26 protein-coding genes are annotated in these 25,858 nt (G+C 44.3%); 24 read left to right on the top strand and 2 right to left on the bottom strand.

The annotated features are described in order from the left end of the window. Positions 1-22: 22 nt before the first annotated feature. From isdE to cydC, 11 genes are all read left to right on the top strand, one after another. A complete protein-coding gene (gene isdE, locus AC20OE_RS03655) occupies positions 23-910 on the top strand; it encodes a heme ABC transporter substrate-binding protein IsdE (protein WP_487268417.1) in 888 nt (295 codons plus the stop codon). A 34-nt stretch (positions 911-944) separates the two neighbouring features. Further along, complete coding sequence (locus AC20OE_RS03650; protein WP_058838449.1) at positions 945-1,931, top strand: FecCD family ABC transporter permease; 987 nt, start codon at positions 945-947, stop codon at positions 1,929-1,931. Beyond that, positions 1,918-2,688, top strand: a complete 771-nt coding sequence (locus AC20OE_RS03645; protein WP_064498835.1) for an ABC transporter ATP-binding protein — start codon at positions 1,918-1,920, stop codon at positions 2,686-2,688. Before AC20OE_RS03650 ends, AC20OE_RS03645 begins: the two co-directional genes overlap by 14 nt. A 26-nt stretch (positions 2,689-2,714) precedes the next feature. Then, a complete protein-coding gene (gene srtB, locus AC20OE_RS03640; protein ID WP_039182494.1) occupies positions 2,715-3,464 on the top strand; it encodes a class B sortase in 750 nt (249 codons plus the stop codon). Between the two features lie 18 nt (positions 3,465-3,482). Beyond that, on the top strand, positions 3,483-4,421 hold the full coding sequence (locus tag AC20OE_RS03635; protein WP_059377261.1) for an ABC transporter substrate-binding protein: 939 nt from the start codon (positions 3,483-3,485) through the stop codon (positions 4,419-4,421). After that, on the top strand, positions 4,418-5,431 hold the full coding sequence (locus tag AC20OE_RS03630; protein ID WP_144493891.1) for a FecCD family ABC transporter permease: 1,014 nt from the start codon (positions 4,418-4,420) through the stop codon (positions 5,429-5,431). Before AC20OE_RS03635 ends, AC20OE_RS03630 begins: the two co-directional genes overlap by 4 nt. 7 nt (positions 5,432-5,438) lie before the next feature. After that, the gene (isdG, locus tag AC20OE_RS03625) at positions 5,439-6,554 is read left to right on the top strand and encodes a heme oxygenase (protein WP_326996192.1); all 1,116 of its coding nucleotides are present in this window, start codon (positions 5,439-5,441) and stop codon (positions 6,552-6,554) included. Positions 6,555-6,875: 321 nt separating this feature from the next. Continuing rightward, entirely contained in the window at positions 6,876-8,291 is a 1,416-nt protein-coding gene (locus tag AC20OE_RS03620) for a cytochrome ubiquinol oxidase subunit I (protein ID WP_039182485.1), read from the top strand. Beyond that, positions 8,278-9,294: a cytochrome d ubiquinol oxidase subunit II gene (cydB, locus tag AC20OE_RS03615; protein WP_059377256.1), complete on the top strand. Its 1,017-nt coding sequence runs from the start codon at positions 8,278-8,280 to the stop codon at positions 9,292-9,294. Before AC20OE_RS03620 ends, cydB begins: the two co-directional genes overlap by 14 nt. After that, entirely contained in the window at positions 9,294-11,030 is a 1,737-nt protein-coding gene (gene cydD, locus AC20OE_RS03610) for a thiol reductant ABC exporter subunit CydD (protein ID WP_487268412.1), read from the top strand. The genes cydB and cydD overlap by 1 nt, the downstream gene beginning before the upstream one ends. Then, a complete protein-coding gene (cydC, locus tag AC20OE_RS03605; protein WP_487268410.1) occupies positions 11,020-12,753 on the top strand; it encodes a thiol reductant ABC exporter subunit CydC in 1,734 nt (577 codons plus the stop codon). Before cydD ends, cydC begins: the two co-directional genes overlap by 11 nt. Before the next feature lie 53 nt (positions 12,754-12,806). Here cydC and AC20OE_RS03600 read toward each other — a convergent pair whose 3' ends face one another. Then, the gene (locus AC20OE_RS03600; RefSeq protein WP_059377250.1) at positions 12,807-13,844 is read right to left on the bottom strand and encodes a pectate lyase family protein; all 1,038 of its coding nucleotides are present in this window, start codon (positions 13,842-13,844) and stop codon (positions 12,807-12,809) included. 452 nt (positions 13,845-14,296) lie between these two features. Here AC20OE_RS03600 and sigY point away from each other — a divergent pair, with 452 nt between their 5' ends. The 13 genes from sigY (at position 14,297) to AC20OE_RS03535 (ending at position 25,587) form a co-directional block, all read left to right on the top strand. Continuing rightward, on the top strand, positions 14,297-14,830 hold the full coding sequence (sigY, locus tag AC20OE_RS03595; RefSeq protein ID WP_058838458.1) for an RNA polymerase sigma factor SigY: 534 nt from the start codon (positions 14,297-14,299) through the stop codon (positions 14,828-14,830). Further along, positions 14,827-15,138, top strand: a complete 312-nt coding sequence (locus tag AC20OE_RS03590; protein WP_047202956.1) for a YxlC family protein — start codon at positions 14,827-14,829, stop codon at positions 15,136-15,138. Before sigY ends, AC20OE_RS03590 begins: the two co-directional genes overlap by 4 nt. Next, the gene (locus tag AC20OE_RS03585) at positions 15,135-15,347 is read left to right on the top strand and encodes a hypothetical protein (protein WP_039182469.1); all 213 of its coding nucleotides are present in this window, start codon (positions 15,135-15,137) and stop codon (positions 15,345-15,347) included. Before AC20OE_RS03590 ends, AC20OE_RS03585 begins: the two co-directional genes overlap by 4 nt. A gap of 311 nt (positions 15,348-15,658) precedes the next feature. Next, on the top strand, positions 15,659-17,029 hold the full coding sequence (gdhA, locus tag AC20OE_RS03580; RefSeq protein WP_487268407.1) for an NADP-specific glutamate dehydrogenase: 1,371 nt from the start codon (positions 15,659-15,661) through the stop codon (positions 17,027-17,029). A gap of 82 nt (positions 17,030-17,111) precedes the next feature. Next, on the top strand, positions 17,112-17,225 hold the full coding sequence (locus AC20OE_RS03575) for a hypothetical protein (RefSeq protein WP_223250414.1): 114 nt from the start codon (positions 17,112-17,114) through the stop codon (positions 17,223-17,225). A gap of 123 nt (positions 17,226-17,348) precedes the next feature. Next, positions 17,349-18,740 (top strand): hypothetical protein, encoded by a 1,392-nt coding sequence (locus AC20OE_RS03570; protein WP_059377247.1) that lies wholly within the window; start codon positions 17,349-17,351, stop codon positions 18,738-18,740. A gap of 59 nt (positions 18,741-18,799) precedes the next feature. Then, positions 18,800-19,411, top strand: a complete 612-nt coding sequence (locus AC20OE_RS03565) for a class F sortase (protein ID WP_487268404.1) — start codon at positions 18,800-18,802, stop codon at positions 19,409-19,411. Positions 19,412-19,651: 240 nt separating this feature from the next. After that, positions 19,652-21,595 (top strand): BglG family transcription antiterminator, encoded by a 1,944-nt coding sequence (locus AC20OE_RS03560; RefSeq protein WP_144489838.1) that lies wholly within the window; start codon positions 19,652-19,654, stop codon positions 21,593-21,595. A 122-nt stretch (positions 21,596-21,717) separates the two neighbouring features. Continuing rightward, positions 21,718-22,023 carry a PTS sugar transporter subunit IIB gene (locus AC20OE_RS03555; RefSeq protein ID WP_003214824.1) on the top strand — a complete coding sequence of 102 codons (306 nt, stop codon included), beginning with the start codon at positions 21,718-21,720 and terminating at the stop codon, positions 22,021-22,023. 14 nt (positions 22,024-22,037) lie between these two features. Beyond that, the gene (celB, locus tag AC20OE_RS03550; RefSeq protein ID WP_024423868.1) at positions 22,038-23,387 is read left to right on the top strand and encodes a PTS cellobiose transporter subunit IIC; all 1,350 of its coding nucleotides are present in this window, start codon (positions 22,038-22,040) and stop codon (positions 23,385-23,387) included. Positions 23,388-23,414: 27 nt separating this feature from the next. Then, positions 23,415-23,741 carry a PTS lactose/cellobiose transporter subunit IIA gene (locus AC20OE_RS03545; protein ID WP_487268401.1) on the top strand — a complete coding sequence of 109 codons (327 nt, stop codon included), beginning with the start codon at positions 23,415-23,417 and terminating at the stop codon, positions 23,739-23,741. Further along, positions 23,738-25,066 carry a 6-phospho-beta-glucosidase gene (locus AC20OE_RS03540; protein ID WP_487268399.1) on the top strand — a complete coding sequence of 443 codons (1,329 nt, stop codon included), beginning with the start codon at positions 23,738-23,740 and terminating at the stop codon, positions 25,064-25,066. Before AC20OE_RS03545 ends, AC20OE_RS03540 begins: the two co-directional genes overlap by 4 nt. 122 nt (positions 25,067-25,188) lie before the next feature. Then, a complete protein-coding gene (locus AC20OE_RS03535) occupies positions 25,189-25,587 on the top strand; it encodes a hypothetical protein (RefSeq protein WP_338593453.1) in 399 nt (132 codons plus the stop codon). Between the two features lie 19 nt (positions 25,588-25,606). Here AC20OE_RS03535 and AC20OE_RS03530 read toward each other — a convergent pair whose 3' ends face one another. Beyond that, positions 25,607-25,801 (bottom strand): hypothetical protein, encoded by a 195-nt coding sequence (locus tag AC20OE_RS03530; RefSeq protein ID WP_487268397.1) that lies wholly within the window; start codon positions 25,799-25,801, stop codon positions 25,607-25,609. Positions 25,802-25,858: the final 57 nt, after the last annotated feature.

Below are 25,858 nucleotides of genomic sequence, written 5' to 3'. Positions count from 1 at the left end.
TTTCGAAAGGAGGCTTCTGTTTTTGAAGCATCGAATGTTATGTACCTTGATCGCTGCCTTCAGTGTGTGCATGATCTTATCGGGCTGCTCACAGTCAGCTGAAAGCTCAGCAAAAGGCAAAAAAAGCGCTGAATCAAGTGAGCGTATTGTAGCAACGACTGTAGCAGCCGCGGAGATCATGGATGCTTTAGAGGTTGATCTTGTCGGGGTGCCAACAAGTCAAAAATCCTTGCCAGCTCGTTACAAAGGACTGCCGGAAGTCGGCAATCCCATGAGCCCGGACATGGAAATCATCCAATCACTTCAACCGACAGATGTCCTGTCTGTCACAACCCTTCAATATGATTTAGAGAAACCCTTTCAGCAAGCAGGTGTCCCTGCCACATACTTAAATCTCGAGAGTATGGCCAACATGGAGAAGGCCATCACGAAGCTTGGGGATAAGTATGACAGGAAGAAGCAGGCTGAGCGCATTGTGTCTGCGTTTGAGCAAAAAAAGAAAGACATACAAGAGAAGACAAAAGGAAAACGCAAGCCGTCCGTTCTGATTTTGCTTGGTGTGCCAGGAAGTTATTTGGTGGCGACAGAAAATTCATATATTGGTGATCTTGTACGTATCGCAGGAGGAAAGAACATTGTGGAAGGCGAGAAAATGGAGTATTTGGAATCCAATACGGAGTATTTACAAAAAGCGAATCCAGATATCATACTCCGAGCCGCACATGGGATGCCGGATGAAGTCGTCAAAATGTTTGATCAAGAATTTAAAACAAATGACATCTGGAAACATTTTAATGCGGTCAAACAAGACCGGGTGTATGACCTCGAAGAAAGCTTATTCGGAACAACAGGTAATTTAAAGGCAGCAGAGGCATTAGATGAATTGACTCGTAAGTTGTATCCGTCATAAGTTTGCGAATCTTAATGATAAAAGGACGTTCAAGATGAAAAAAACAGGATTTTTATTTCTGATAGTCAGTCTCTTACTGGTCTGCGTGTTTATTTATTCAGCCATTACTGGGAGCATTCATGTCACCCCCATTGAATTAATAGAAGGGCTCATCACCGGTCAACATGCACAGGTAGAAATCATTAAAGATTTGAGAATCCCCCGCGTGCTCATCGCGATGTTTACAGGGGCCGCCTTATCTGTCTCCGGTGTACTGCTGCAGTCGGTCATGAGGAATCCGTTAGCTGATGCCGGCGTCATTGGGATTTCATCAGGAGCCAGCTTCTTTTCATTAATGGCGATTACAGCGCTTCCTCAATTTTATTTCTACTCACCTTTATTTTCGGTATTAGGCGGGGCGATTGCGTGTTTCCTCGTATACGTTCTATCTTGGAAGGGTGGTTTAAGCCCGATCCGCATGATCTTAGTTGGGATCGCCATCAATGCCATGTTTACTGGAATGGCTGAAGCATTTGTGACCATTTGCAGCTATTTCAATATCACAATTAATCAGTCAGGACAGTCGAATCTCACGATGAAAACGTGGGGAGATGTCCGTTTAATCGGTGTCTATGGTGTCGTCGGTCTTGTCGTTGCACTCTTCTTCAGCAGATGGTGCAATCTCCTGGCCCTTCAAGACAAGACAGCGAAAAACTTAGGCTTGCGTGTGACCAGAATGCGCCTTTTGATTTCCATCACAGCCGTTTTACTTGCGGCAGTGACAGCTGCAGTAGCGGGCGTGATAGCCTTTGTCGGCTTGCTCATTCCGCACATTTCAAGAAGGCTTGTCGGCTCGGATCACCGAGTACTGATTCCATTTTCTGCGTTAAGCGGGGCTTTGCTTATTTTGACGGCTGATACGCTTGGCAGGACGCTTGTGGCGCCAAATGAGATTCCTGCTTCTACGATCATGGCCGTGATTGGCGGGCCGTTTCTGATCTTTTTATTAAGAAGGGGGGACCGTCTCCATGGACATTCGTGAGGTGTCATTCTCATATGACCAGCAGAAGGACATCGTTCAATCGGTCACAACACAGATTGAAAAGGGGAAAATCACAACCATTATCGGTCCAAATGGATCGGGAAAATCCACACTGCTTTCCTTAATGGCAAATAATCATTGTCCAAATAAAGGGCAGATTCACTTAGACGGGCAAGCGCTGAATGCGTTCAAGCCAAAGGAGCTGGCAAAAAAGCTGGCTGTCGTCCATCAGCAAAATGAAGCACCTCTTGATTTAACGATCGAACGGGTCGTGGCATTCGGCAGAACGCCGTACCAGACAATGCGCGGAGGAGACAAGGAAGAGGATGAGAGAGCGATAGAGTGGGCGCTGTCCAGTACAAAGCTAACGGACAAACGAAAGGTGCCGCTCGCCTCACTGTCAGGTGGAGAGCGGCAGCGTGTATGGATTGCGATGGCACTTGCGCAAAAAACACCGATCCTTTTCTTAGATGAACCGACAACTTATTTGGATATCTACTATCAATTTGACATTCTTGAGCTGATTCGTGAGCTGAATGCCAGGCATGGATTAACCATTGTCATGGTGCTCCACGATATGAATCAGGCTGTCCGCTACAGCGATATCATCATAGCGATGAAGGATGGACAGATTATCAGTGAAGGACAGCCAAACGATGTGTTAACAGAGGAAAACGTGCGGCACATTTATGATGTGTCCGTGACGATTAGACAGGATGCAGAAACAGGAATGTACATCGTGCCTGTTGGCATATAAGCTGGGCAAAAAGCAGGTGAGACAGTGTGAAACGAGGAAAAAAGCTCTGGCAGCGGATGCTGACGATTGTTTGTTTAGGCGTATTTATTTATAGCGGTACAGCTATCGGCTTCGAGCTTTTCGGTTATTATCAAAATCGCCAGGTGCTTGCAAAGGCCCAGACGATGTATGGACATGAAGAAATGAATGAAAAACGGGAGTCGGGAAATATCCGTTCGTCATTTGATGAGTTGCGGAAGGTGAATGAGGACATTGTCGGCTGGATCAATATGGAGGATACGATGATTCAGTATCCGATCGTTCAATCTCGCGATAATGCGTTCTACTTAACTCGTAATTATTTAAAAAACGACACCCGGGCAGGCAGTATCTTTATGGATTATCGTAATGATGTCCTGCATGAAAGCCCAAATACAGTGGTGTACGGCCATCGGATGAGGGATGGATCCATGTTTGCTGGACTCACAAACTATCTAAAAAAAGATTTCTTCCATGAGCACCGGACATTTCAGTACGATACGCTGTATCAAAGCTATGAAGCGGAGATTTTTGCCGTGTATGAAACGACGGTTGACTTCGATTATATTCAAACCGATTTTCAGGATCTTGGCGAATATGCCCATTACTTGCAAGCTGTGCGGAAGAAATCAATCTATCAAACGAAGACAGACGTGTCCACAGATGACCTCATCCTCACCTTATCGACCTGTGATCATGTACTTGCACCTAAAAACGGGCGTCTTGTGGTACAGGCAAAGCTAAAGAAAGTTTACTAGAAAAGGAGAGACAGACGGTTGAAATTTTCACATGTGATCTTGGCGGGACTCGTCTTGATGCTTCTCCTCAGCGGATGCAGTCAGGCAGCACCTGTAGAGAAAGAAAGCGCGGCAGGAGCGCTGAAGATAAAGGATTTTACCGGAAGAACGCTGTCATTTGATGAATCCCCTCAGCGTATCGTCGCCTTATCGACCGGGGACTTGAGCATTCTATATGCTTTAGGCGGTGAGGCGGTCGGCAGGCCAACTGCCGAGTTACCAGACAGCTTACAAAAGGCAAAGTCCGTACAAACGATTGGCACAACGCATCAATTTGATGTAGAGCTGATCACAAGCCTACAACCTGATGTTGTGCTTGGAAATGAACAATTAAACAGCAAGGACATCTCGACAATAGAAGGAATTGGTTCACAGCTTCTTTTGACAAGCGCCAATTCAGTGAAGGACATCCAGCGCCAAATTTCGTTATTTGGGGAGTTGCTTGGGAAGCAGCAAAAGGCTAAAGCACTCAATGATCAAATTGATGAGCGGAAAAAGCAGGTCAAGCAGCCTAAGAAAAAAGTAAAAACACTCGTTGTGTACGGTGCACCCGGCACATATATGGCGGCGCTTCCTCAATCCTTAAGCGGAGATTTATTGCATATCGCCGGGGGTGCAAACATTGCTGAGAATGAACCGGCACTCGAAAAATTCCCTCAATACGCCCAAATCAATGCAGAAATGGTGATCGAAGCCGATCCTGATCTCATTCTGCTCATGACACACAGCAATCCTGAAGATGTGAAAGCGGGCTTTATGAGTGAAATGAAACAGAATGCAGCATGGCACGACGTATCAGCTGTCAAAAATGGCCGCGTGGAGATTTTGCCTAGTGATTTATTTGGGACGAATCCAGGCGCAGACGTCATCAAGGCGATTGATGAACTAGAAAAGAGATTGAAGCGATTGTCATCATGAAGGTGAATGCAGAGTTAGATTTTCAAAAAAGACAGTCGAGACGAAGGTGGCTGATACCAGGACTGCTTCTTTCGCTAGGTGTGGGCATATGTCTAGGGCTTGCATTAGGCTCTGTTCAATTATCGCTGCCAGATTTGATCGCTGCTTTGACGGGATCAGGCCAGCCTGTCCATGAAAAAATCGTCATGGATTTACGCCTGCCGCGCGTTCTCATAGGCTTCATCGTCGGGGCCTGTCTCGCAGCATCAGGAGCGATTTTACAAGGAGTCGTCCGAAATCCACTCGCTGATCCCGGCATCATCGGTGTGACCGCCGGCGGTGGGTTAGCTGCTGTACTCAGCATGATTGTGTTCCCACAATTCACATATCTGCTTCCAGCGGCTGCCTTTCTTGGCGCTTTATTAGCGGCACTCGTTGTGTATATCCTGTCGTTTGACCAAGGGGTTTCGCCACTGAAATTGATTCTGGCGGGAGTGGCAGTCAATGCCCTGCTTGGTGCGGTCATGAATGGGTTGATGGTGCTTTATAGTGAGCGTGTGCAGGCTGTTCTGCCTTTTTTATCAGGAGGATTAAATGGACGGAGCTGGCATCATCTGAGCTTTGTGTCACCCTATGCGCTTGCTGGATTGTGTCTTTGTTTTTTTGCAATCAAGCCGGCAAATCTCCTTTTGCTTGGTGATGATTCAGCGCAGCTGCTTGGCCTTAGAGTCGAGCGAACCCGATTTTTCTTAATTGCACTGGCGGCGCTTTTGGCGGGTGCGGCGGTAAGCGTGAGCGGTTTAATTGGATTTGTCGGTCTTGTCGTCCCTCATTTTATCCGCCTTTTAATTGGAGATGACTACCGGTACCTGCTTCCGATCTCAATGCTTGGCGGCGGCGTACTTGTGGTCTTTGCTGATACAGCGGCACGGGTATGGTTTACACCGGTTGAACTGCCTGTGGGTATTCTGCTTGCCTGTATCGGTGCACCTTTCTTCCTCTATTTATTAAAAAAGAAAGGGAGGGGTTAAGTTGGATGTGATTGCGATGGATGACGTGAGCCTCAGTCAAGGAGGCTTTCGGCTGTCGTCTATTTCAGCAGCTGTGCCTAAAGGGAGTGTAACAGGAATTATTGGACCGAATGGGTCAGGGAAGTCGACGTTTATTAAAGCGGCCGCACGCCTTACGTCGATCGAAAGCGGCATGATTTATATTCACGATATCCCGCAAAAAGAAATGACAGCGCAGGAGATTGCACAGGAAATCGCCGTTCTAATGCAGACGAGAACTGCCATCCCATCGATGACAGTACGTGAGCTGGTTGCACTTGGACGCAGTCCGCATCGTTCTATCTGGAAAAAGAGCTCGCAGACAGATCAGGAAGCGATAGAGTGGGCGCTTGATGTGACCAATAGCCGCGTAAATGAAAACAGGATGCTGCATACATTGTCAGGCGGAGAAAGGCAGAAGGCGTATATTGCAATGGCACTGGCTCAGAAGACAGAGACGATTATTCTGGATGAGCCTACCACTTTCTTAGATATTGCGCACCAGCTTGATTTACTGGAGCTGCTCAAACAGCTGAATGAAACGCATGGGATCACCATTTTAATGGTTCTTCATGACCTGCAGCAGGCAGCAAAATATTGTGATCGCCTGATTGCGATGAAGCGTGGTCAGGTTTACCAAATAGGGACACCGAACGAAGTATTAACAGAAAACTTTTTCAAAGAAGTCTTTGGGATTCAGGCAGAGGTTCACTTAGATGGAGAGCATCCGCTCATTATCCCAATCGCTTCGATCCAACAACAAAAGGGAGATGAATCAAACATGATCATTGTAAACAACCAGGTTAGAGTAGAAAAAGGCAGTGCAGACCACCTCGTTAAGCGTTTTAACAAGCAGGGACAAGTAGAATTCATGGAAGGATTTTTAGGCATGGAAGTCTGGGTCACACAGCAGACAACCGATTACGATGAAGTGACCATTCATACCCGCTGGAATCGAAAAGAAGATTTTGTGAACTGGACAAAATCTCAGGCATTTGGAGATGCACACGCTCATGGAAAAGCGAAACCTGAAGGACTATTAAAAAACAAAATTACGTACTATGAAGTACAAGTGACAAGACCTGCTTTACAGAAAAAAGCCTAAAAAAGAAACACAGCGCTGCGGCCCACATGCAGCGCTATTTTTTTCGCTTTTTTATTTTCCGTCACATATTTTTGACAAAGTATTCAAACAACTGACACAATACCATCCAATTTTTAGGTAAAATTTACTTTATTTTTGAAGCGTATGGGTGTAAAGTACAGGTATAAATAACTAACCGAATGAAAATCAAGAGTAAAATTTCACCGAGTGAACCATTTCAAATGGACTTTTATTTGTGAAACATTGAACAAATAGTGAACATTTTGTGAAATGGTGAGCATGAATCGTTCGGCATGTGAAAGTAAGGGAGGATGTAAGGCTGTGAGTGAGCTGTTTTTAGCAAGATTTCAATTTGCTTCAACGACATTATTTCATTTTATTTTTGTTCCTATGTCAATAGGTTTGGTGTTTATCGTCGCATTGATGCAGACCCTTTATGTCGTCAAGAAAAAAGACATCTATAAAAAGATGGCGAAGTTTTGGGGTCACCTGTTCTTACTTAACTTTGCAGTAGGTGTGGTGACAGGGATTCTGCAGGAATTCCAGTTTGGGATGAACTGGTCAGATTATTCAAGGTTTGTCGGTGATGTCTTTGGTGCACCGCTTGCCATTGAAGCGCTTTTGGCCTTTTTCCTTGAATCTACATTTATTGGACTTTGGATATTCGGCTGGGATCGTCTGCCGAAGAAGATTCATTTATTGTGCATTTGGCTTGTTTCCCTTGGTACGATCTTTTCGGCGTTTTGGATTTTACTCGCCAACTCATTTATGCAGGAGCCAGTTGGATTTGCCATTAAAAATGGTCGTGCAGAAATGAATGATTTTGGCGCTCTTGTAACGAACCCGCAGCTTTGGGTTGAATTCCCGCACGTTCTGTTTGGTGCACTGGCAACAGGAGCTTTCTTTATTGCAGGAGTTAGTGCCTATAAAATGATTAAAAAACAAGAAATCGCCTTTTTCAAAAAGTCATTCCAGATTGCGATGGTCCTCGCTTTAATTTCTGGCTTAGGTGTGGCGTTCTCTGGACATGATCAAGCGAAGCATTTAATGAAATCACAGCCAATGAAAATGGCAGCAAGTGAAGCCCTTTGGAAGGATAGTGGAGATCCAGCGGCTTGGACACTATTTGCCAACATTGACACGGATAAAAAAGAAAACTCTGCGGAGATCAATATTCCGTTTGCCTTAAGTTATTTGGCTTATTCGAAGTTCAGTGGAGACGTTCCAGGTATGCTGACGCTTCAAAAAGAATATGAAGCCAAGTTTGGCCCTGGAGACTACATTCCGCCAGTGAAAACAACATTCTGGAGCTTTAGAATTATGGTCGGTGCCGGCATGCTGATGATTTTTGCTAGTATGATTGGCTTGTACTTAAGCTTTAGAAAGAAACTTGAAACAAACAAATGGTATTTACGCTTCATGGTATGGATGATTGCGTTCCCGTTTATTGCGAACTCAGCCGGCTGGATCATGACTGAGATCGGGCGTCAGCCGTGGACCGTCTTTGGCATGATGACGACGGCTCAATCAATTTCACCGAACGTATCGTATGGCATGCTGTTATTCTCAGTCATTAGCTTTACGGCGATGTATCTGATTCTTGCTATTGTGCTCGCTTACTTATTCATTCGAGAAATTAAAAAAGGTGCACATTCTGAAGAAGATACAGATCAAAAGGATGAAACGGACCTGTCTACAGATCCATTTGATGGAGGCGCATATCATGGCATATCTTAACGAGATTTGGTTTATTCTTGTCGCAGTATTGTTTGTTGGATTTTTCTTCTTAGAAGGATTTGATTTTGGTGTCGGGATGTCCATGCAGCTGCTTGGAAAGGACGCGCACGAGCGCCGCATTTTAATCAATACGATTGGTCCTTTCTGGGATGCGAATGAGGTCTGGCTGATTACAGCTGGCGGCGCTATTTTCGCTGCATTTCCTCACTGGTATGCCACGATGTTCAGCGGATACTATATTCCGTTTGCGGTTCTCCTCTTAGCGCTCATTGGGCGCGGGGTCGCCTTTGAATTCCGAGGGAAGGTTGAGAAAGCCTCTTGGATCAAGACATGGGACTGGGTCATCTTCTTTGGCAGTCTGCTTCCGCCATTTTTACTAGGTGTATTATTCACGAGTATTTTACGCGGGATGCCAATTGATCAAGACATGAACATGTACGCTGGTTTTACGGACTTTGTGAATCTTTATTCAGTGATCGGCGGGGTAGCTGTGACAGTTCTTTGCCTGTTGCATGGCTTGATTTTCGTCACACTTCGTACAGAGGGTGAATTAAGAGATCGTGCAAGAAAACTGGGCCAGCGTGTCCTGCTTATTGCACTCCCTGTTCTTGTTATTTTTGTCGGTGTGTCCATCATAGAAACAGACATTTATACCGTACGCCCGATCATCACCATTCCGTTAACTGTGCTGATTGTGGCTTGTTATATAGCTGCTCTTGTTTTGATGAGAAAAGAACGTGATGGCTGGACATTCTTATTCACAGGCGCAGGCATCATGGTGACGGTGTCCATGCTGTTCACTGCATTGTTCCCGCGCGTCATGATTAGTTCAATCAGCCATTCATTTGATCTCACGATTCAAAACGCTGCATCTGGATCTTATTCACTGACGGTCATGACGATTGTAGCCATTTCTTTGCTGCCCTTTGTGCTTGGGTATCAAATTTGGAGCTATTACGTCTTCCGTAAACGTGTAAGCGGTAAGGAGCCAATGACCTACTAATGGATAAACGTTGGCTTCAACTAAAAGGAATGAGAGGGCTTCTTGCCCTCTTAGGTATTGTGTCACTCATCCAAGGAGCAAGTATTATTTTCCAAGCACAGTGGCTGGCACATGCCATTACAACGCTGTTTGACGGGAAAAGCCTCTCGCAGGCAACGCCATATGTCCTGCTGTTTCTTGCTGCCTTTCTTGTGCGGCACGGTCTCACCTTGATTCGGGAGAAGGTTATGTTTACGTACTCTTCCCGAATTGGAGCAGACGTCAGAAAGCAGCTGCTAGACCAACTCTTTCGATTAGGGCCTGCCTTCGCAAAGAAAAAGGGGACAGGTAAGCTTGTCACATTAGCAATGGAAGGAATTGCTCAATACCGTCAGTATTTACAGCTGTTTTTGCCGAAAATGGTGAACATGGCAGTGATTCCGGCAATGGTCCTTATCTATGTGTGGACATTAGATGAAACATCGGCCGTCATTTTAATTGTGACGCTGCCTATTTTAATTATTTTTATGATTTTGCTAGGCCTTGTTGCTCAGCGTAAAGCGGCCAAACAATGGAGATCGTATGAGAAATTATCCAATCATTTTACTGACTCTCTCCGCGGCCTTGAGACGCTTCGTTACTTAGGTATCAGCAAAAAGCACTCCCGTAATATTGCAGAGGTGTCAAAGCGATATCGAAAAGCGACCATGAGCACACTGAAGGTCGCCTTTCTGTCATCGTTTGCGCTCGATTTCTTTTCCATGCTATCAATTGCAACCGTCGCTGTTTTTCTTGGCTTGCGATTAATTGAAGGAGAGCTTCTCTTATTGCCGGCTTTGACGGCGCTTATGCTGGCGCCAGAGTATTTCCTGCCGGTACGTGAAGTAGGAAATGATTATCATGCGACGTTAAATGGAAAAGAAGCGAATGAAGCTATGCAGGTCATTTTAGAAGAAAAGGGCTTCCGCACGCAGGAGACACAATCTGTGCAGCTGGATAAGTGGGATGCACAATCCGTCCTCACGCTGCAAGATGTTTGTGTCCAGCATGATGAACATGCCCCTTATTCCATTCAGGATGTAGATCTCATTGTCAAAGGGAAGAAAAAAATCGGCATTATTGGTGCCAGTGGTTCAGGGAAATCGACGTTAACCGATGTCCTCGGCGGCTTTGTTGAACCGTCTTCGGGTCAAATCACGCTAAACGGCCAGCCGCTTGTTCATTTACAGATGAAGGAATGGCAAAAGGAAGTTGTCTATATGCCGCAGCACCCCTATTTATTTCACATGACATTAAGAGAAAACATTCGTTTTTATGAACCGAATGCAACAGATGAAGAAGTGGAAAGAGCTGTGCATGAGGCTGGTTTAACTCAGCTTGTCACACAGCTGCCAAATGGTCTGGATGAGGTCATTGGAGAACAGGGAAGAGGGCTAAGCGGCGGACAGGCGCAAAGAATTGCCCTTGCTCGAACTGTGCTGGGCCAGCGGTCGATTATGCTGTTAGATGAACCAACGGCGCATCTCGATATTGAAACAGAGTATGAATTGAAAAAAACAATGCTTCCACTGTTTGAACATAAACTTGTGTTCTTAGCGACACACAGACTCCATTGGATGCCGGACATGGATGAAATCATTGTCATGGATCAAGGAACCGTCGCAGAAATGGGGACACATGAATCATTAATGCAAAGAAAAGGCGTGTATTATCAATTGGTACAGGAGCAAATGGGGGCGGTCACACATGATCAGTAAAGGCTGGTTTATACCTTATATCAAGGAGAATCGAAAGCTGTTTGCCTTGGTTTTATTTTTAGGAGCCATTGCGGTATTCTCTGCTTCTATGCTGATGTACACGTCGGGCTTTCTCATTTCAAAAGCCGCGACAAGACCTGAGAATATACTCATGGTCTACGTCCCAATCGTGGCTGTACGTACCTTTGGAATTTCGCGCTCTGCTGCACGCTATGCAGAAAGGCTGGCGAGCCATCAACTCATTTTGACAATGATTGAAAAAATGCGTGTGCGTCTGTATGACATGGCTGAACGAAGTGCCAAACAGACAAAGCTGGGGACAGGTGAAATGCTTGGCCTCTTGTCAGATGATGTGGAGAGACTGCAGGATGCCTATTTAAAAACCATCTTTCCATCCATCGGTGCACTGCTTTTATATGCCGCATCCATTGGAGCACTTGGCCTTTTCTCATGGCCTTTTGCTGGACTGATGCTGCTTTATATGGCACTTCTCGTCTTCGTCTTCCCATACGTCACAGTGCTTGTGAACCGGGCAAGACAAATTCAAATGAAAAAAGGCAGAAATGAACTGTACAGCCATTTAACAGATGCAGTCATGGGCGTTAGTGACTGGCTGTTCAGCGGCAGGCAGAAAGATTTTGTTGATGGTTATGAACAAAAAGAAGCGCAGCTGTTAGCGCTTGAATCAGCAAAGCACCGGTTTATCCGCCTGCGCCAATTTTTTGCACAGCTCATCATTGGAGGAGCTGTCGTGCTTGTCGTGTATTGGAGCGGCTCGGTCGTTCAGTCAGGATCCATGTCACACACCCTGATTGCAGCCTTTGTACTTGTGCTGTTTCCATTAACAGAAGCCTTTCTTCCGCTGTCAGATGCAGCAGGTGATATCCCTGTCTATCAGCATGCTGTCAACAGATTACATCATTATGAAAAGCAGTCATATGAAGGAGAAACTGAGAGCGAGGCAGTGGATCAGTCAACCCTTTCTCACGATGAAGCGGTCTGTTTCAATCAGGTGTCCTTTCGGTATGACACGCATCAATATGTACTTCAAGACCTGTCCTTTTCTCTGAAGCAAGGGGAATCACTCGCACTATTAGGAAAAAGCGGTGCAGGCAAATCGACCATTTTAAAATTGTTAGAAGGGGCAGTCGTTCCAAATCAAGGAGCTGTCAGCATTCAAGGAAAACCGGTTCAAAGCATTCAAGAGAATGTGTCTGCCTATGTGTCTGTGCTCAATCAACAGCCTTATTTATTTGATACGTCTGTTTTAAACAATATCCGTTTAGGATCTCCAGAGGCGACAGAAGAGCAGGTAAAAGAAGCAGCTAGACAAGTGCAGCTGCATGATTACATCGAGTCTTTGCCAGAAGGTTATCACACAGGTGTTCAGGAGACAGGGGTTCGATTTTCAGGTGGAGAAAGACAGCGTATGGCATTAGCTCGGATTTTGCTGCAGGACACGCCGGTTGTTGTATTAGATGAATCGACCGTCGGGCTTGATCCACGGACAGAGCGTGAATTGCTTGAAACCATCTTCCGTGTGTTAAAAGGGAAAACAGTTATTTGGATAACCCATCATCTGACTGGCTGTGAGGCGTGTGACCGCATCATGTTTATTGAAGACGGACGCATTGAGATGCAGGGTCAGCATCAGGTTTTACTAAAAGAAAACAAGCGTTATCAAAAGTTGTATGAAATGGATCGTCCTTTTTCTACAATCTAAATGAAATGACAAAAACGTTCGGACAGGAAATCTCTGCCCGAACGTTTTGTGGTTTAAGGGTTTACTTTACCAACACCTGCATTTGAGATCACTTCTGATTTCACATTGTTCACGTTAAGCAAAGAGTAGTTATAAGGAGGGTTATACGTACCTGTTGAAGATGTTGGCAGACTGCCTGTGCTGTTAATATAAGAGTTGTTGATGACATGCCATGTTCCAACTTGACGGCTGTCCCAGCTTCCAATGGCATTATTGGTGTTTTCAAATACGTTGTGTTCTATTCTCATCTTTGCGCCCATACGTGAGTTAATCGCTGTTGCCAAGATGCCTTTATAATAGTTGTTATAGACATGGCCTTCCCCGAAGCGCATAGACGGTACACGAGAGTTCAGGTTTTCAAAACGGTTGTTGTGGAACGTAATTTTTCGATTATAGTTATCGTTATCGGAGCTGCCCATGAGCATTGTTTTCCAGCTGTCATGTACATAGTTCCACGAGAAGGTAATATAGTCAGAGTCATTTTTGACATCAAATAAACCATCGTAGTCATCCTTCCCAGAATTCAATGTGTTGTACAGTTCATTATGGTCGACCCATATGTTTTTAGAACCGCCTTCGATCCCGATTGCATCTTTGTCACCGATTTTGCTGTGGTGGATTTTCAAGTTGCGGATGATGATGTTATTGGCACGCCATACTTTAATGCCAATCCCATTAAATTCACCGTTCGTCCCTTTACCGACGATCGAAACATTATTTGTATCTTTCACATCGATTTTATTGGCTGATGTATTAGAAGGGGTAATCGTCCCGTCTACTACAATTTTTAATTTTTCGTTTGTTCCTTTATTTTTGAGGGCAGCCAATAATTCATTTCCAGTTTTGACTGTGACGGTTTTACCACCTTCACCGCCTGTTGTGCCGCCATTTAATGTGGAGAAGCCTTGTTGATTAAAGTTGGCCATAATAGAAGGGCTTTCTGGGTATTTGTTTGCTGCCTTTGCCTCCCCGTTTGGTGCAAATAATGAAGTGACGAGACCAACAGCTAATACACCGGCTAACATTGGAACTTTTCTCTTCAAAGTCAACATCTCCATTCTCTATTTTGTTTTAATGAAAACGTTTCCAAAATAAGCTGTGATTCACCCAATCCTCCTTCCTTCACAAGCATCGCCTCATTTGGAATGTAGGAAGAGCATAGCATGCAAAAAGGTATCATCGGCTAAGGATAGGCGCAGCGTATTCCATGATTTTCTAGGAAGCTAAGCCAATGATTATTTTATTTCATCTTCATGAGATAAGGACCATTGTCGATAGGTATGTGGATGACATCATGATTATGGAGAGGAGGCTCTCCATTTGCTAGAAAATCAAAACGCATCATTTTGTTAGAGAAGAAGGAATGCCATAATCATTACATAAGAAAAAATGGCATATAAAATGGGTTTCATAGAAGTTATGCTAAAAAATAAGGTCTATTTTAAACGGTATTGTCATTCGTGTCGTCTCATGAGTAAGAGAAGAAAAGAAAGGAGGGACGTGTTTGGAGCAGACAGAAGAGACATTATTGATTCAGCGGGCAAAACAGGGCGATGATGCTGCGTTTACAGCCCTTTATCGGCATCATTATTCCTTTCTTTACCGATATATGTTGAAGCTGACCCTTCAACAAGAGCTGGCAGAGGAAATCATGCAAGAAACGATGCTGAAAGCGTATATGAAACTTTCTTCATTTAGAGGAGATGCCTTATTTTCAACCTGGCTCATTTCGATTGCATCTAGGCAATTTTTAGATCACCAGAAGAAAAGAAAACGTGAACAATTGAGAGAAGGAAAAGCGAATCAGGAGGCCATACGCCGTTTCAAATGGAACGTTCAGCAAAAGGGGAACACATGGCATGACATGTGGGATGCTTTAAATGAATTAAAGGCTCAGGAGCGAGCACCCATTATTCTGCACTATTATTATGGCTTTACCTACCCAGAAATGGCTTCAATGCTCGGAATGAGAGAAGGCACTGTGAAATCGAGGGTTCATCATGGATTAAAGAAAATTCGAAAGGAGTGGGATGTATGAAGGAAGATCGTTTGACCGAACGTTTAAAAGAAGAGCTGCAGCAGCTAGATGAACAAATTGAAGTGGAAAAGCCAAGTGAGCAGGCTGTCATGATGATGTTGAAACAGGCGAAGGAACAAGAGAAAAGGCGTTTTAAACAAGAAGTGCTGGCATACGTTTTGATCAGTTTGACCATTCTGGCCCTCTTTGCAGCTGCCATTACCCATTTGCCTATCATCTTTATTCTTCTCCAAATAGTGAGCATACCCATCTGCTTTATTGTTGGCTACAAGGAATATCAACATATCAAAGGAGGGTCTTCCTTATGAGTCAGACGGAAATGATCATCTTATTGTGCGTCTTGCCGTTATTGTTTGCACAGGGCTTTCTTTTATTTATGGATGCAAAGAAAAGAGGGCGTTACAAGTGGTTCTGGGGTATTGTCGGTCTCATTAACTTTCCATCATCTTCTATTTTATATTGGCTTTGTGTCGTGCTACCTGATCGAAAAAGAGGCGGGAAGCTTCGAAAAGATTGAGTGCATCCGATCAAACTTTTGACCCTTTTTTCGTTGGAAAACAAGCTAGAAATTCATCATGATTCATGTATTTGTCAAAGAAAACGGGACAAGAAACATCCGCTTGTTCGTTTCTAGCACATTAGTCATTCCCTGAGCGCTTATTTTTAAAGTCAATTGCTTCGGCTGCTTGATCTATCTCAATTCGGCATCATTTTCATCTGTTATCAATATTGATCAGATTTTACAATTGGTGTTAAATTAATCTCAATATGCGTTAGAAAATCTAACAATTAAAAGTGTGGAGATATCTACAAGGAGGCAGATGCGACATGTTGACCTTAGATCGAGCAGCACAAACAGCACAAAGCTACATCCACCGTGTGTTAGAAGAGGTGGAAAAACGAAATCCCGGCGAGGAGGAATTCCAGCAAGCGGTAAAAGAAATTCTGGAATCACTTGTCCCAGTTTTTGCGAAGCATCCAGAGTATGAAAAACAGGGCATTTTAGAACGGCTCATTGAGCCTGAGCGGCTTGTGGTATTTCGAGTGCCATGGGTAAACGATGAGGGCAAAGTACAAGTCAATCGAGGGTTTAGGGTTCAATTCAATAGTGCCATCGGTCCTTATAAAGGAGGTATTCGTTTCCATCCAACCGTCAATGCAAGCATTATCAAGTTTTTAGGGTTTGAACAAATCTTTAAAAACGCACTGACTGGTATGCCAATTGGCGGCGGGAAAGGTGGATCGGATTTTGATCCTAAAGGAAAGTCTGATGGAGAAATCATGCGTTTCGTTCAAAGCTTTATGAGTGAACTCGGCCGATATATTGGACCTGATCAAGATGTGCCAGCAGGTGATATTGGTGTAGGTGCACGCGAGATTGGCTATATGTTCGGACAGTACAAGAAAATGCGCGGTGCTTATGAAGCGGGTGTACTCACGGGGAAAAGCCCTGGATTCGGAGGCAGCTTAGCGAGAAAAGAGGCGACAGGCTACGGACTGGTGTACTTCATGGAGGAAATGCTGAAAGCACATGGGCTCCAATTTGAAGGGCGTTCAGTTGTTGTGTCGGGCTCAGGAAATGTGTCTATTTATGCAATGGAAAAAGTAATGGAATTAGGCGGTAAGGTTGTGGCTTGCAGTGATTCAAGCGGAGCAATATATGATCCTCAAGGGATATCACTTGAGACCATTAAGCAGCTGAAGGAAGTCGAGAATCAGCGGATTGGGACATACATAGACATTCACCCGCATGCTGAATTAATTGAAGATTGCGAACAAATTTGGTCCGTTCCTTGTGATATTGCGCTGCCATGTGCAACACAAAATGAAATATCAGAGGCGCATGCACAGCAGCTTGTGGCAAATGGTGTCATCGCTGTTGGAGAAGGAGCCAATATGCCGTCCACTCTTAAGGCGGTCAAAGTATTTGAAGAGAATCGTATTTTGTTTGCGCCGGCAAAAGCGGCGAATGCTGGTGGAGTAGGTGTCTCAGCACTGGAAATGGCGCAAAACAGTGCAAGAATGTCTTGGACATTTGAAGAAGTAGATGATCAGCTGAAACAAATGATGCAGTCTATTTATCGTCAGTGTACAGAGACAGCGGACGAATATGGACACTCAGGGAACATCATGGTTGGAGCAAATATTGCAGGATTTCGTAAGGTGGCAGATGCCATGATCGCACAAGGCGTGATTTAACTCCTGCTCTCCCGCACCTGTTTATTTCATGACAAGATGGGGAATCGTCCTTTAAGAATGACAATAAGGAGGCGCGGGAGAAATGAAAAAATGGCTGAAACAAATTGTCAAATGGGCACCTGTGATTTATCCAGTGGTGAGGAAAATATATAAAGAGCGAAAAGCATCTAAACGTCGTAACGTATCAGCCGGATAATCCGGCTTTTTTTTATGCAAACATACAGATCCTGTGTTGTAAAAAAAATAATAGAATCGAATGATCCATTTCATCCCTCTCTCCGTTAAGTACATAACAAACGGAAAGAGGAGGAAATAAAAGATGAACATGAAGAAAGCAATGTTAACCATTCCACTGAGCGCAGCGTTACTATTCCCAGCGGCTCATAGCGCAAGTGCACACGAAGGACATATGCATGGGGAGGCGAAGAAGACGTCTTCGTCACAAGAGGTTTCAAATAAAGCAACAGATCTTCGAGCAGCACTAGATCAGCTGTTTTCAGAGCATGCCTATTTAGCGGTGATCACGATGCAAAAAGGAATTGACGGCAGTAAAGACTTCGATCAAGCAGCGGCGGCTTTAAATGACAACACGAATGACTTATCAGATGCAATAGCCTCTGTGTATGGTAAAAAAGCAGGCAAACAATTCAAAGACATTTGGTCAAGTCATATCGGCTACTTTGTTGACTATGTACAAGCCACAGCGAAAAAAGATGATGCAGGTAAAAAGAAAGCGATCAAGCAGCTTGACCAATATCGAATGAAACAAGCCGATATGCTCGATCAAGCAACAGACGGCAGACTGAAAGCAAGTGAGCTTGAAGAGGGCTTGAAGATGCATGTGAACGAACTGCTAAAAGCGTTTGATAGCTATAATGAAAAGGATTTTGATACGACCTATGAAACAGTGAGAAAATCCATTCATCATATGTTTGAGGTAGGAAAAGGCGTGTCATGGGCCATCACAGATCAATTTCCTGGGAAATTTGATCAAAAGTCAGTGGATACACCAGCAGCGGATCTTCGTGAAGATTTAAACTACTTGTTTTCAGAACATTTGGCACTCGCAGTAGTTGCCATGCAAAAAGGAAATGATGGCAGTAAAGACTTTAAGCAAGCAGCAGCGGCTTTAAATGAAAACACAAATGATTTATCTGATGCAATTGCATCTGTTTATGGTAAGGATGCAGGCAAACAATTCAAAGACATTTGGTCAAGCCATATCGGTTACTTAGTTGATTATGTCAAAGCGGATGCATCAGGGGATCATCAAGCAAAAGAAAAGGCTGTCAAAGATTTAGATGCGTATCGAATGAAGCAAGCGAAATTCCTAGATCAAGCGACAGATGGACGTTTGAAGGCAGCTGATTTAGAAGCTGGTTTGAAAACACATATTGATGAGCTGATCAAAACGTATACGTCTTACCATAATGGCGAATATGATCAGCTTTACCCGACAGTGAGAGAGGCTTATGGTCATATGTTCATGGTTGGTCAAGATGTCACAGCAGCAATTGTTGAACAGTATCCTGAGCTGTTCAAATCCAACATGCCTAATGAAATGCCGAAAACAGGTATGGGAGGCACAGCCGGTCCTTTAGGCATGTCCTATGAAGCATTTGCGGGAATGATCGCAAGTTTGATCCTCGCAGGCGGCGTGGCAGGTGCATTCTTCCTTAATCGCCGTAAGGCATCAAATTCTAACTCATAAAGACAGACGGGAACGTGCACAATCGTGCCGTTCCTTTCTTCAAAAGGAGGCCGGCTTAGATGAAGAATTGGCTGCTCAGCATATTTTCATTTCTCATCATCACAGGCTGTTCATCACAGTCAATGGATGAATCGTCATCCTCAAAAAACATATCAGCTTCTAAGGAAATGACCACACATCAAGCTGAGAAACAGAACCACTCACACGAAACATTTAAAGACGAGCCATCTGGTATAGTACCAACTGAAATCGCCATTCCCGCTATTGATGTCAAAGCAAAAGTGGAGAAAACAGCTTTATTAAAGGATGGCAGTATGGGTGTCCCTCGGGATACAGACAACACGGCTTGGTTTGAAGATGGTCCAAAACCGGGGGATAAAGGGAATGCCGTCATGAATGGCCATGTAGATAATAAATGGGGGCCATCGGTATTTTATCGATTAAAGGAGCTAAAAAAGGGTGACAAGGTGATCGTCACGTCCTCATCGGGAAAAAAGCGAACCTTTGAAGTCATAAAAGTAAGAAGCTATCCGCGTGAGGAGAAGCCCAATGCGTTTTTTGGATACGCTTTTACACGGAATCTCAATTTAATCACTTGTACAGGGACATTTGATCATGCAGCAGGCACGCATGAAAAAAGATTGGTTGTCTTTACCCAGATGATCTCTTGATAAACAAGGCGGATACACGATGGTGTACGCCTTTTTTTCGTGGTTTTCGCAAGTATCTTTCAAAAAGATTCATAGGACATTAGATATGGTTAGTTGTATAAATAGGGGCATTTGTCATATAAATGAGTTGGCAATTTTTATTTCTTTTCAGTAGAATATGAGTAATGAAGAGAACTGCAAGCGTATACAACCTGTCCAGACAAGGCAGATTCTCCACCCCTACATAAGGAGGCCGATCTGATGCTGAGTAAAAGACTGGCGCACATCTTAAGTCAGCTCATGGCAGCTGAGACCCCGCTCACAAGCGCTGCACTATCTGCCAGTTTACAAGTGACAAGCCGCACCATTCGTACAGACATAAAGGAACTGAACGACCGTCTTGCCCCTTATCAAGCAGCTGTAACAGCTGTAAGAGGAGCTGGCTATGAGCTGTTGATCAACGATGAGAATGCCTTTCGCCGTTTTATGAAGGAGGAGGTTGAGCAGGAAGAGCCGCTTGCTGTGCTGCCAGAGGAGCGAGTTCGGTTTATTTTAAAAAGGCTTCTTTTGGCAGAATCCTATGTGAAGCTGGAGGATTTACAGGAGCAGCTGTTTATTAGTAAATCGACGATGAGCAACGATGTGAAATCGGTCAAACGTAAGCTGGAGCCCTTTGATCTGAAGCTGGAAGCGAAGCCGAGCAAAGGCTGCCGGATCAAGGGATCAGAGATGAAAATTCGTTATTGCATGTCAGAATATTTATTCAATGAACGTCGTTCTTATCAAACGATGCTGAATACAGCGGTCACCATTTTGCCAAAGCATGAACTCGAATTGCTTCAGAAAACAATGATAGATTATATCAATGAGGAAGGCATGAATCTATCAGACATTTGCATGAATAATTTAATCGTTCATGTTGCTATTGCCTGCAAACGAATTAGACACGGAAACTATGTATCTGTTCTTCCAGAGGAAATCAGCGAAATTCCGCGGGCAAAAGAATACAAGGTCGCTAAAAAAATGGTGGAGCGTCTTGAAGGGCTGCTGGATGTCTCATTTCCACAAGAGGAAATCGTCTATATCACCATTCATTTACTAGGAACAGCCAAAATGGTACAGTCCTTTTCCTCGAGCGGTCAAAAACAAATTGTCGATGATGACACGAGTCGGCTTGTACAGCTCATGCTGAAGGCCATTGATCAAAAATTGCAGCTTGATTTAGCCGGCGATACGGAACTAATGATTGGATTGAGTCTGCACTTAAAGCCTGCCATCAACCGATGTAAATATGGAATGAACTTAAGAAATCCGATGCTTGATGAAATAAAAGCGGGGTATCCACTTGCCTTTGAAGCGGGGATTATCGCCAGCAGGGTCCTTGAAGAAGAGGAGGGGCTGAGTATTCATGAGAATGAAATCGGATATATGGCGCTTCATTTTGGTGCGGCTTTAGAGCGGAGGAAAATGGAGATCCCGCCGAAGCGGTGTCTCATTGTCTGTGCGTCTGGTGCAGGGAGTGCAAGGCTGCTGCAGGATCGTTTGCGTTCACAATTTGGATCAAAACTGACCATTTTAGGAACAGCAGAGCTATATTCGCTTCCACATGTCTCTTTACATGCACTGGATTTAATTATTACAACCATTCCAATTCATATGGAATTACCGGTTCCAGTCATTCAAGTGAACACCATTTTGGGAGGCGGCGATTTTTTAAAAATTGAAGAAGCCCTGACGAGTGAAACAAGGGTGACATTGGCCTCGCAATATATGAAAAAGGAATTGGTTTTTACAAAACGCGCCTTTCACACAAAAGAAGAGGTCATCACCTTTTTAACGCAAAAAGTCATCGATATGGGATTAGCGCCAGCTGAGCTCACACCATCTGTCATGGAAAGAGAAAAGGCTGCTCCTACCTCTTTTGGACATTATACGGCGATTCCGCACCCGATGACACCGCTGACAGATGAGACGTTTTGGGCGATATGTACATTAGAAAAACCAATCATTTGGGGAGAGAAAAAGGTTCAATTTGTCTGCTTGCTTTGTGTCGAAAAAGAGAATGCCAAAGATTTAAAAGGCATGTACCGCCTGCTGGGGGAGCTTGTGCATAATGTGAAATTCATTCAGCACCTGATCGCCTGTGATACATTTGAAGACATGCTTGATATCATGTATAAAAAGGCTCCTTCGTACAAGAACTAACTGTGTGATATTAACTTTTTCCGCTTCCTAAAGGAAAAAGTATGGGTGTTTATGAAAGCGGTTTCATAATATGATGAATGTGTAAAGAATAGCTTCACACTTTGAAAAGGGGGCGTTTACACATGAACATCTTATTGGTTTGCGCAGCAGGTATGTCCACAAGCTTACTTGTCACAAAAATGGAGAAAAGCGCACAAGAACAAGGAAAAGATTATCGTATTTGGGCAGTATCTGGAGATTCTGCGAAAAATCATATTGATCAAGCCGATGTGCTTTTATTAGGACCTCAGGTTCGATATTTATTACCGCAAATGAAAAAGCTCGGAGAAGAAAAAGGAATACCAGTAGACGTAATTAATACCGTGCATTATGGCGTATGTAATGGCGCCGAGGTTTTAAAATCTGCTGAACAGCTAGTGAACGGATAAAGGGGGCGGAGGGGATGAATGGATTCAACCGATTTCTAGAAGAGAAGGTCATGCCGTTTGCAGGGAAGATTGCCGCTCAAAGACATTTACAAGCATTGCGTGACGGAATTGTTTTAACGATGCCTCTCATTATTGTCGGTTCACTGTTTCTCATTTTAGCCAACCTTCCGATCCCAGGATACAGCGATTTTATGGCAAGTATCTTCGGAGCAGAATGGGCCACGAAACTATCCTATCCTGTTAATGCAACCTTTGACATTATGGCACTTGTTGCGACCTTCGGGATTGCTTACAGGCTAGCTGAAAAGTATGCCGTTGATGCACTATCATCTGGTGCGATCGCTGTTGCGGCTTTCCTGTTGGCTACTCCATATCAAGTACCTTTCACACCTGAAGGCTCAACAGAAGCTATCCTAGTGGGCGGGGGAATTCCTGTCACACTGATGGGCAGTAAAGGCTTATTCGTTGCCATGATTATTGCCATGCTTTCAACCGAAATTTACCGCTTTATTGTACAGCGGAACATCGTTATCAAAATGCCTGATGGTGTACCGCCAGCAGTCAGTAAATCGTTTATTGCACTTATTCCAGGTTTTGTGGTCATCACGCTGATCTGGGTCGCTAGACTTGTGATTGAGATGACACCTTTTGAGAGTATTCATAATATCATCACGGTCTTAATTGGTACACCGCTTTCCATTCTTGGTGGCAGCTTAGGCGGCAGTATCGTTGCGATGGGTGTGCAAATGCTCCTATGGGCATGTGGTATTCACGGAGCAACCATTGTCGGGGGCGTCATGGGGCCAATTTGGCTCGGTGCAATGGATGAGAACCGTCTTGCATTTCAAGCAGGAGAAGTGCTGCCGAATATTTTCACAGCGCAGTTCTTTGAAATCTTCATCAACGTCGGCGGAAGCGGTGCAACGCTAGCTTTGGTGCTGACCATGATCTTACGTGCTAGAAGTAAACAAATGAAACAGCTTGGCCGCCTTGCCATTGGGCCAGCCATCTTTAACATCAACGAGCCGATCATTTTTGGAATGCCGATTGTGATGAACCCAATGCTTCTCATTCCGTTTATCCTTACGCCAATCATGATGATCATCACCACATATATCGGAATGAGCACAGGCCTTGTGGCAAAACCGGCAGGGATTGCTGTCCCATGGACTATGCCGCCAATCATTTCAGGCTATCTCGCCACAGGAGGTAAAATCTCTGGTGCTGTCATGCAGCTGATTAACCTTGCGTTGTCATTTGCTCTATACTACCCATTCTTTAGAATGTGGGATAAGCAGAAATTGAAAGAAGAAAGTGAGCTAGAAACAAAAGCATCAACTGATGAAAATGTCGTCAGCATGTAATAGAGGGAACAAAGGGGGGTGCGGCCGATGGAAATGGAACAAATTGTGTTTCAACTCATCCTGCACGGCGGAAATGGCAGAAGCTCAGCGATGGAAGCCATTACGTGTGCAAAGCAAGGTAATTTTGATGAGGCGAAGCAAAAAATGCAGGAAGCACAAGACGCGTTAAATGAGGCGCATCACGCACAGACAGAGCTGATCCAAGGAGAAATCAGGGGCGAAAAGACGGATATTAGCCTCCTCATGATTCATGCGCAGGATCATCTCATGAACGCAATGACCGTTAAGGAGCTCGCAGCAGAAATCATTGAGCTCTATGAAAAAATGAAGCAACTCGGAGGTGTCAATTCATGAAAGAAGGAATCAAAATTGTCACAATAGGCGGTGGATCGAGCTATACGCCTGAGCTCGTCGAAGGGTTTATTAAACGATATCATGAATTGCCTGTAAAGGAATTATGGCTTGTGGATATTGAAGCGGGTCAGGAAAAGTTAAACATCGTGGGCGCTCTGGCGAAACGTATGGTCGAAAAAGCAGGTCTGCCGATTGAGGTACACCTGACTCTTGACCGCCGGGAAGCCTTGAAGGACGCAGATTTTGTGACGACACAATTTCGTGTAGGACTGCTGGAAGCACGGGCAAAGGATGAGAGAATACCGCTTAAATACGGCGTCATCGGTCAGGAAACGAACGGACCAGGCGGTTTATTTAAAGGCCTTCGGACCATCCCAGTCATTTTAGACATTGTAAAGGATATGGAAGAGCTTTGCCCAGACGCATGGCTTGTGAACTTTACGAATCCAGCCGGCATGGTCACAGAAGCTGTTTTACGCTACACGAATCTCAAAAAAGTCGTCGGCCTATGCAATGTGCCGATTGGGATCAAAATGGGAATCGCTAAGGCGCTTGAAGTGGATGTAGAACGCATCGAGGTACAGTTTGCCGGTCTCAATCACATGGTCTATGGATTAGACGTATATTTAGACGGGGTCAGCATTATGGATCAAGTGCTTGATGAACTAGGAAATCCAAACAGCCAGTGGTCTATGAAAAACATTGAAGCGAAAAACTGGGAGCCTTCTTTTGTGAAAGGATTAGGGGTCATCCCATGTCCGTATCACCGCTATTACTATAAAACGAAAGATATGCTGGAAGAAGAACAAAAGGCGGCTCAAGAAAAAGGAACACGAGCGGAGGTTGTACAGCAGGTCGAGCGGGAACTATTTGAGCTCTATAAAGATCCTGATTTGTCGATTAAACCACCGCAGCTCGAAAAAAGAGGCGGAGCCTATTACAGCGATGCGGCTTGTAACTTAATCAGCTCCATCTATAATGATAAGCATGACATTCAACCAGTTAATACAGTGAACAGAGGGGCGATTGCCAGCATTCCGGCTGAATCAGCGGTTGAAGTAAACTGTATCATTACGAAGGACGGACCAAAGCCAATCGCGACAGGTGATCTGCCTCTAGCTGTCAGAGGGCTCGTTCAACAAATCAAATCATTCGAGCGTGTGGCAGCCGAAGCAGCTGTGACTGGAGATTACGAGACGGCTCTTGTTGCGATGACAATCAACCCGCTCGTCCCATCTGACGAGATTGCAAAGCAAATTTTAGATGAAATGCTTGAAGCGCATCGTGAATATTTACCGCAATTCTTCAAATCAGTCAATGCTTAACACATAAAAAATGGCCCCTTTTATGGGGTCATTTTTTATGATTTCTTCATATGGAAACTGGAGAAAGAAGTGTATGATAGAAAAAACAGCATGTATGGCTTCAAAGAAAGGACTGTTGGAATATGGTTGCAATTGGTTTAATGCTTTACGGGTTTGTCGTACAGCCTGTAATAAGTTATGGCACAGTGATCTTGTTTTTGTATGGCCTTATTGCTTCATTTGTTGGCCTCATTCGGCATAAGGACTATGTGTGGATCTATGTTCTCCGTCTGCTTGTTTCTTTCACCATTCCAGTGACCAACCTATTGATGTATTTCGCAACGATTGGAGGAGATGCAAGAAAGTTTGATTTCCAGCCGATGCCGCTTGTTTACTATCTTGTCTTTATCCTAGAAATCATGATCATCTTTTTGCCAGAGATTTTTTTACTGATCGAAAGAAAGCGGAGCATCAAGGGGAAACAGTGGATATACGTCGGGGCAATTGTTGCGGTATCGGTCTTGTTTTGGTGCACGATTTGATGGGAAGCAGACGAGTCAACTAAGTCTTTTTCGCCTTTTGTTTCTGTAACTTCCTTCGTCTAACCTTTACAAAAGAGATGGAAAGAGCAAGGATAGAAATCCCAAGCGCCTTAAATAGAAATCGGGTGAGGAACGGTGAATCGTCGAAACCAGTAGCGACGATCATCGATCCGATACAGATCCCAATGAACGCTAATAGATAAGTAAAAAACATACCATCCCTCCTTAATTTATTACCATTATAAGGTATATCGGAGAGGTTAATAAACAA

It is taken from the genome of Bacillus sp. SRI_025, assembly GCF_057592095.1.
This window is presented reverse-complemented; position numbering and strand designations above follow the sequence as displayed.

Bases quoted from the DNA above. Each gene is read 5' to 3' on its own strand.
- cydD (WP_487268412.1), top strand. From the start codon at position 9,294: ATGGATAAACGTTGGCTTCAACTAAAAGGAATGAGAGGGCTTCTTGCC.
- cydB (WP_059377256.1), top strand. From the start codon at position 8,278: ATGGCATATCTTAACGAGATTTGGTTTATTCTTGTCGCAGTATTGTTT.
- AC20OE_RS03645 (WP_064498835.1), top strand. From the start codon at position 1,918: ATGGACATTCGTGAGGTGTCATTCTCATATGACCAGCAGAAGGACATC.
- AC20OE_RS03530 (WP_487268397.1), bottom strand. From the start codon at position 25,801: ATGTTTTTTACTTATCTATTAGCGTTCATTGGGATCTGTATCGGATCG.
- AC20OE_RS03535 (WP_338593453.1), top strand. From the start codon at position 25,189: ATGGTTGCAATTGGTTTAATGCTTTACGGGTTTGTCGTACAGCCTGTA.
- celB (WP_024423868.1), top strand. From the start codon at position 22,038: ATGAATGGATTCAACCGATTTCTAGAAGAGAAGGTCATGCCGTTTGCA.
- AC20OE_RS03570 (WP_059377247.1), top strand. From the start codon at position 17,349: ATGAACATGAAGAAAGCAATGTTAACCATTCCACTGAGCGCAGCGTTA.
- AC20OE_RS03555 (WP_003214824.1), top strand. From the start codon at position 21,718: ATGAACATCTTATTGGTTTGCGCAGCAGGTATGTCCACAAGCTTACTT.
- AC20OE_RS03575 (WP_223250414.1), top strand. From the start codon at position 17,112: ATGAAAAAATGGCTGAAACAAATTGTCAAATGGGCACCTGTGATTTAT.
- AC20OE_RS03540 (WP_487268399.1), top strand. From the start codon at position 23,738: ATGAAAGAAGGAATCAAAATTGTCACAATAGGCGGTGGATCGAGCTAT.
- AC20OE_RS03585 (WP_039182469.1), top strand. From the start codon at position 15,135: ATGAGTCAGACGGAAATGATCATCTTATTGTGCGTCTTGCCGTTATTG.
- AC20OE_RS03590 (WP_047202956.1), top strand. From the start codon at position 14,827: ATGAAGGAAGATCGTTTGACCGAACGTTTAAAAGAAGAGCTGCAGCAG.
- cydC (WP_487268410.1), top strand. From the start codon at position 11,020: ATGATCAGTAAAGGCTGGTTTATACCTTATATCAAGGAGAATCGAAAG.
- AC20OE_RS03650 (WP_058838449.1), top strand. From the start codon at position 945: ATGAAAAAAACAGGATTTTTATTTCTGATAGTCAGTCTCTTACTGGTC.
- AC20OE_RS03560 (WP_144489838.1), top strand. From the start codon at position 19,652: ATGCTGAGTAAAAGACTGGCGCACATCTTAAGTCAGCTCATGGCAGCT.
- AC20OE_RS03600 (WP_059377250.1), bottom strand. From the start codon at position 13,844: ATGTTGACTTTGAAGAGAAAAGTTCCAATGTTAGCCGGTGTATTAGCT.
- AC20OE_RS03630 (WP_144493891.1), top strand. From the start codon at position 4,418: ATGAAGGTGAATGCAGAGTTAGATTTTCAAAAAAGACAGTCGAGACGA.
- AC20OE_RS03565 (WP_487268404.1), top strand. From the start codon at position 18,800: ATGAAGAATTGGCTGCTCAGCATATTTTCATTTCTCATCATCACAGGC.
- AC20OE_RS03545 (WP_487268401.1), top strand. From the start codon at position 23,415: ATGGAAATGGAACAAATTGTGTTTCAACTCATCCTGCACGGCGGAAAT.
- gdhA (WP_487268407.1), top strand. From the start codon at position 15,659: ATGTTGACCTTAGATCGAGCAGCACAAACAGCACAAAGCTACATCCAC.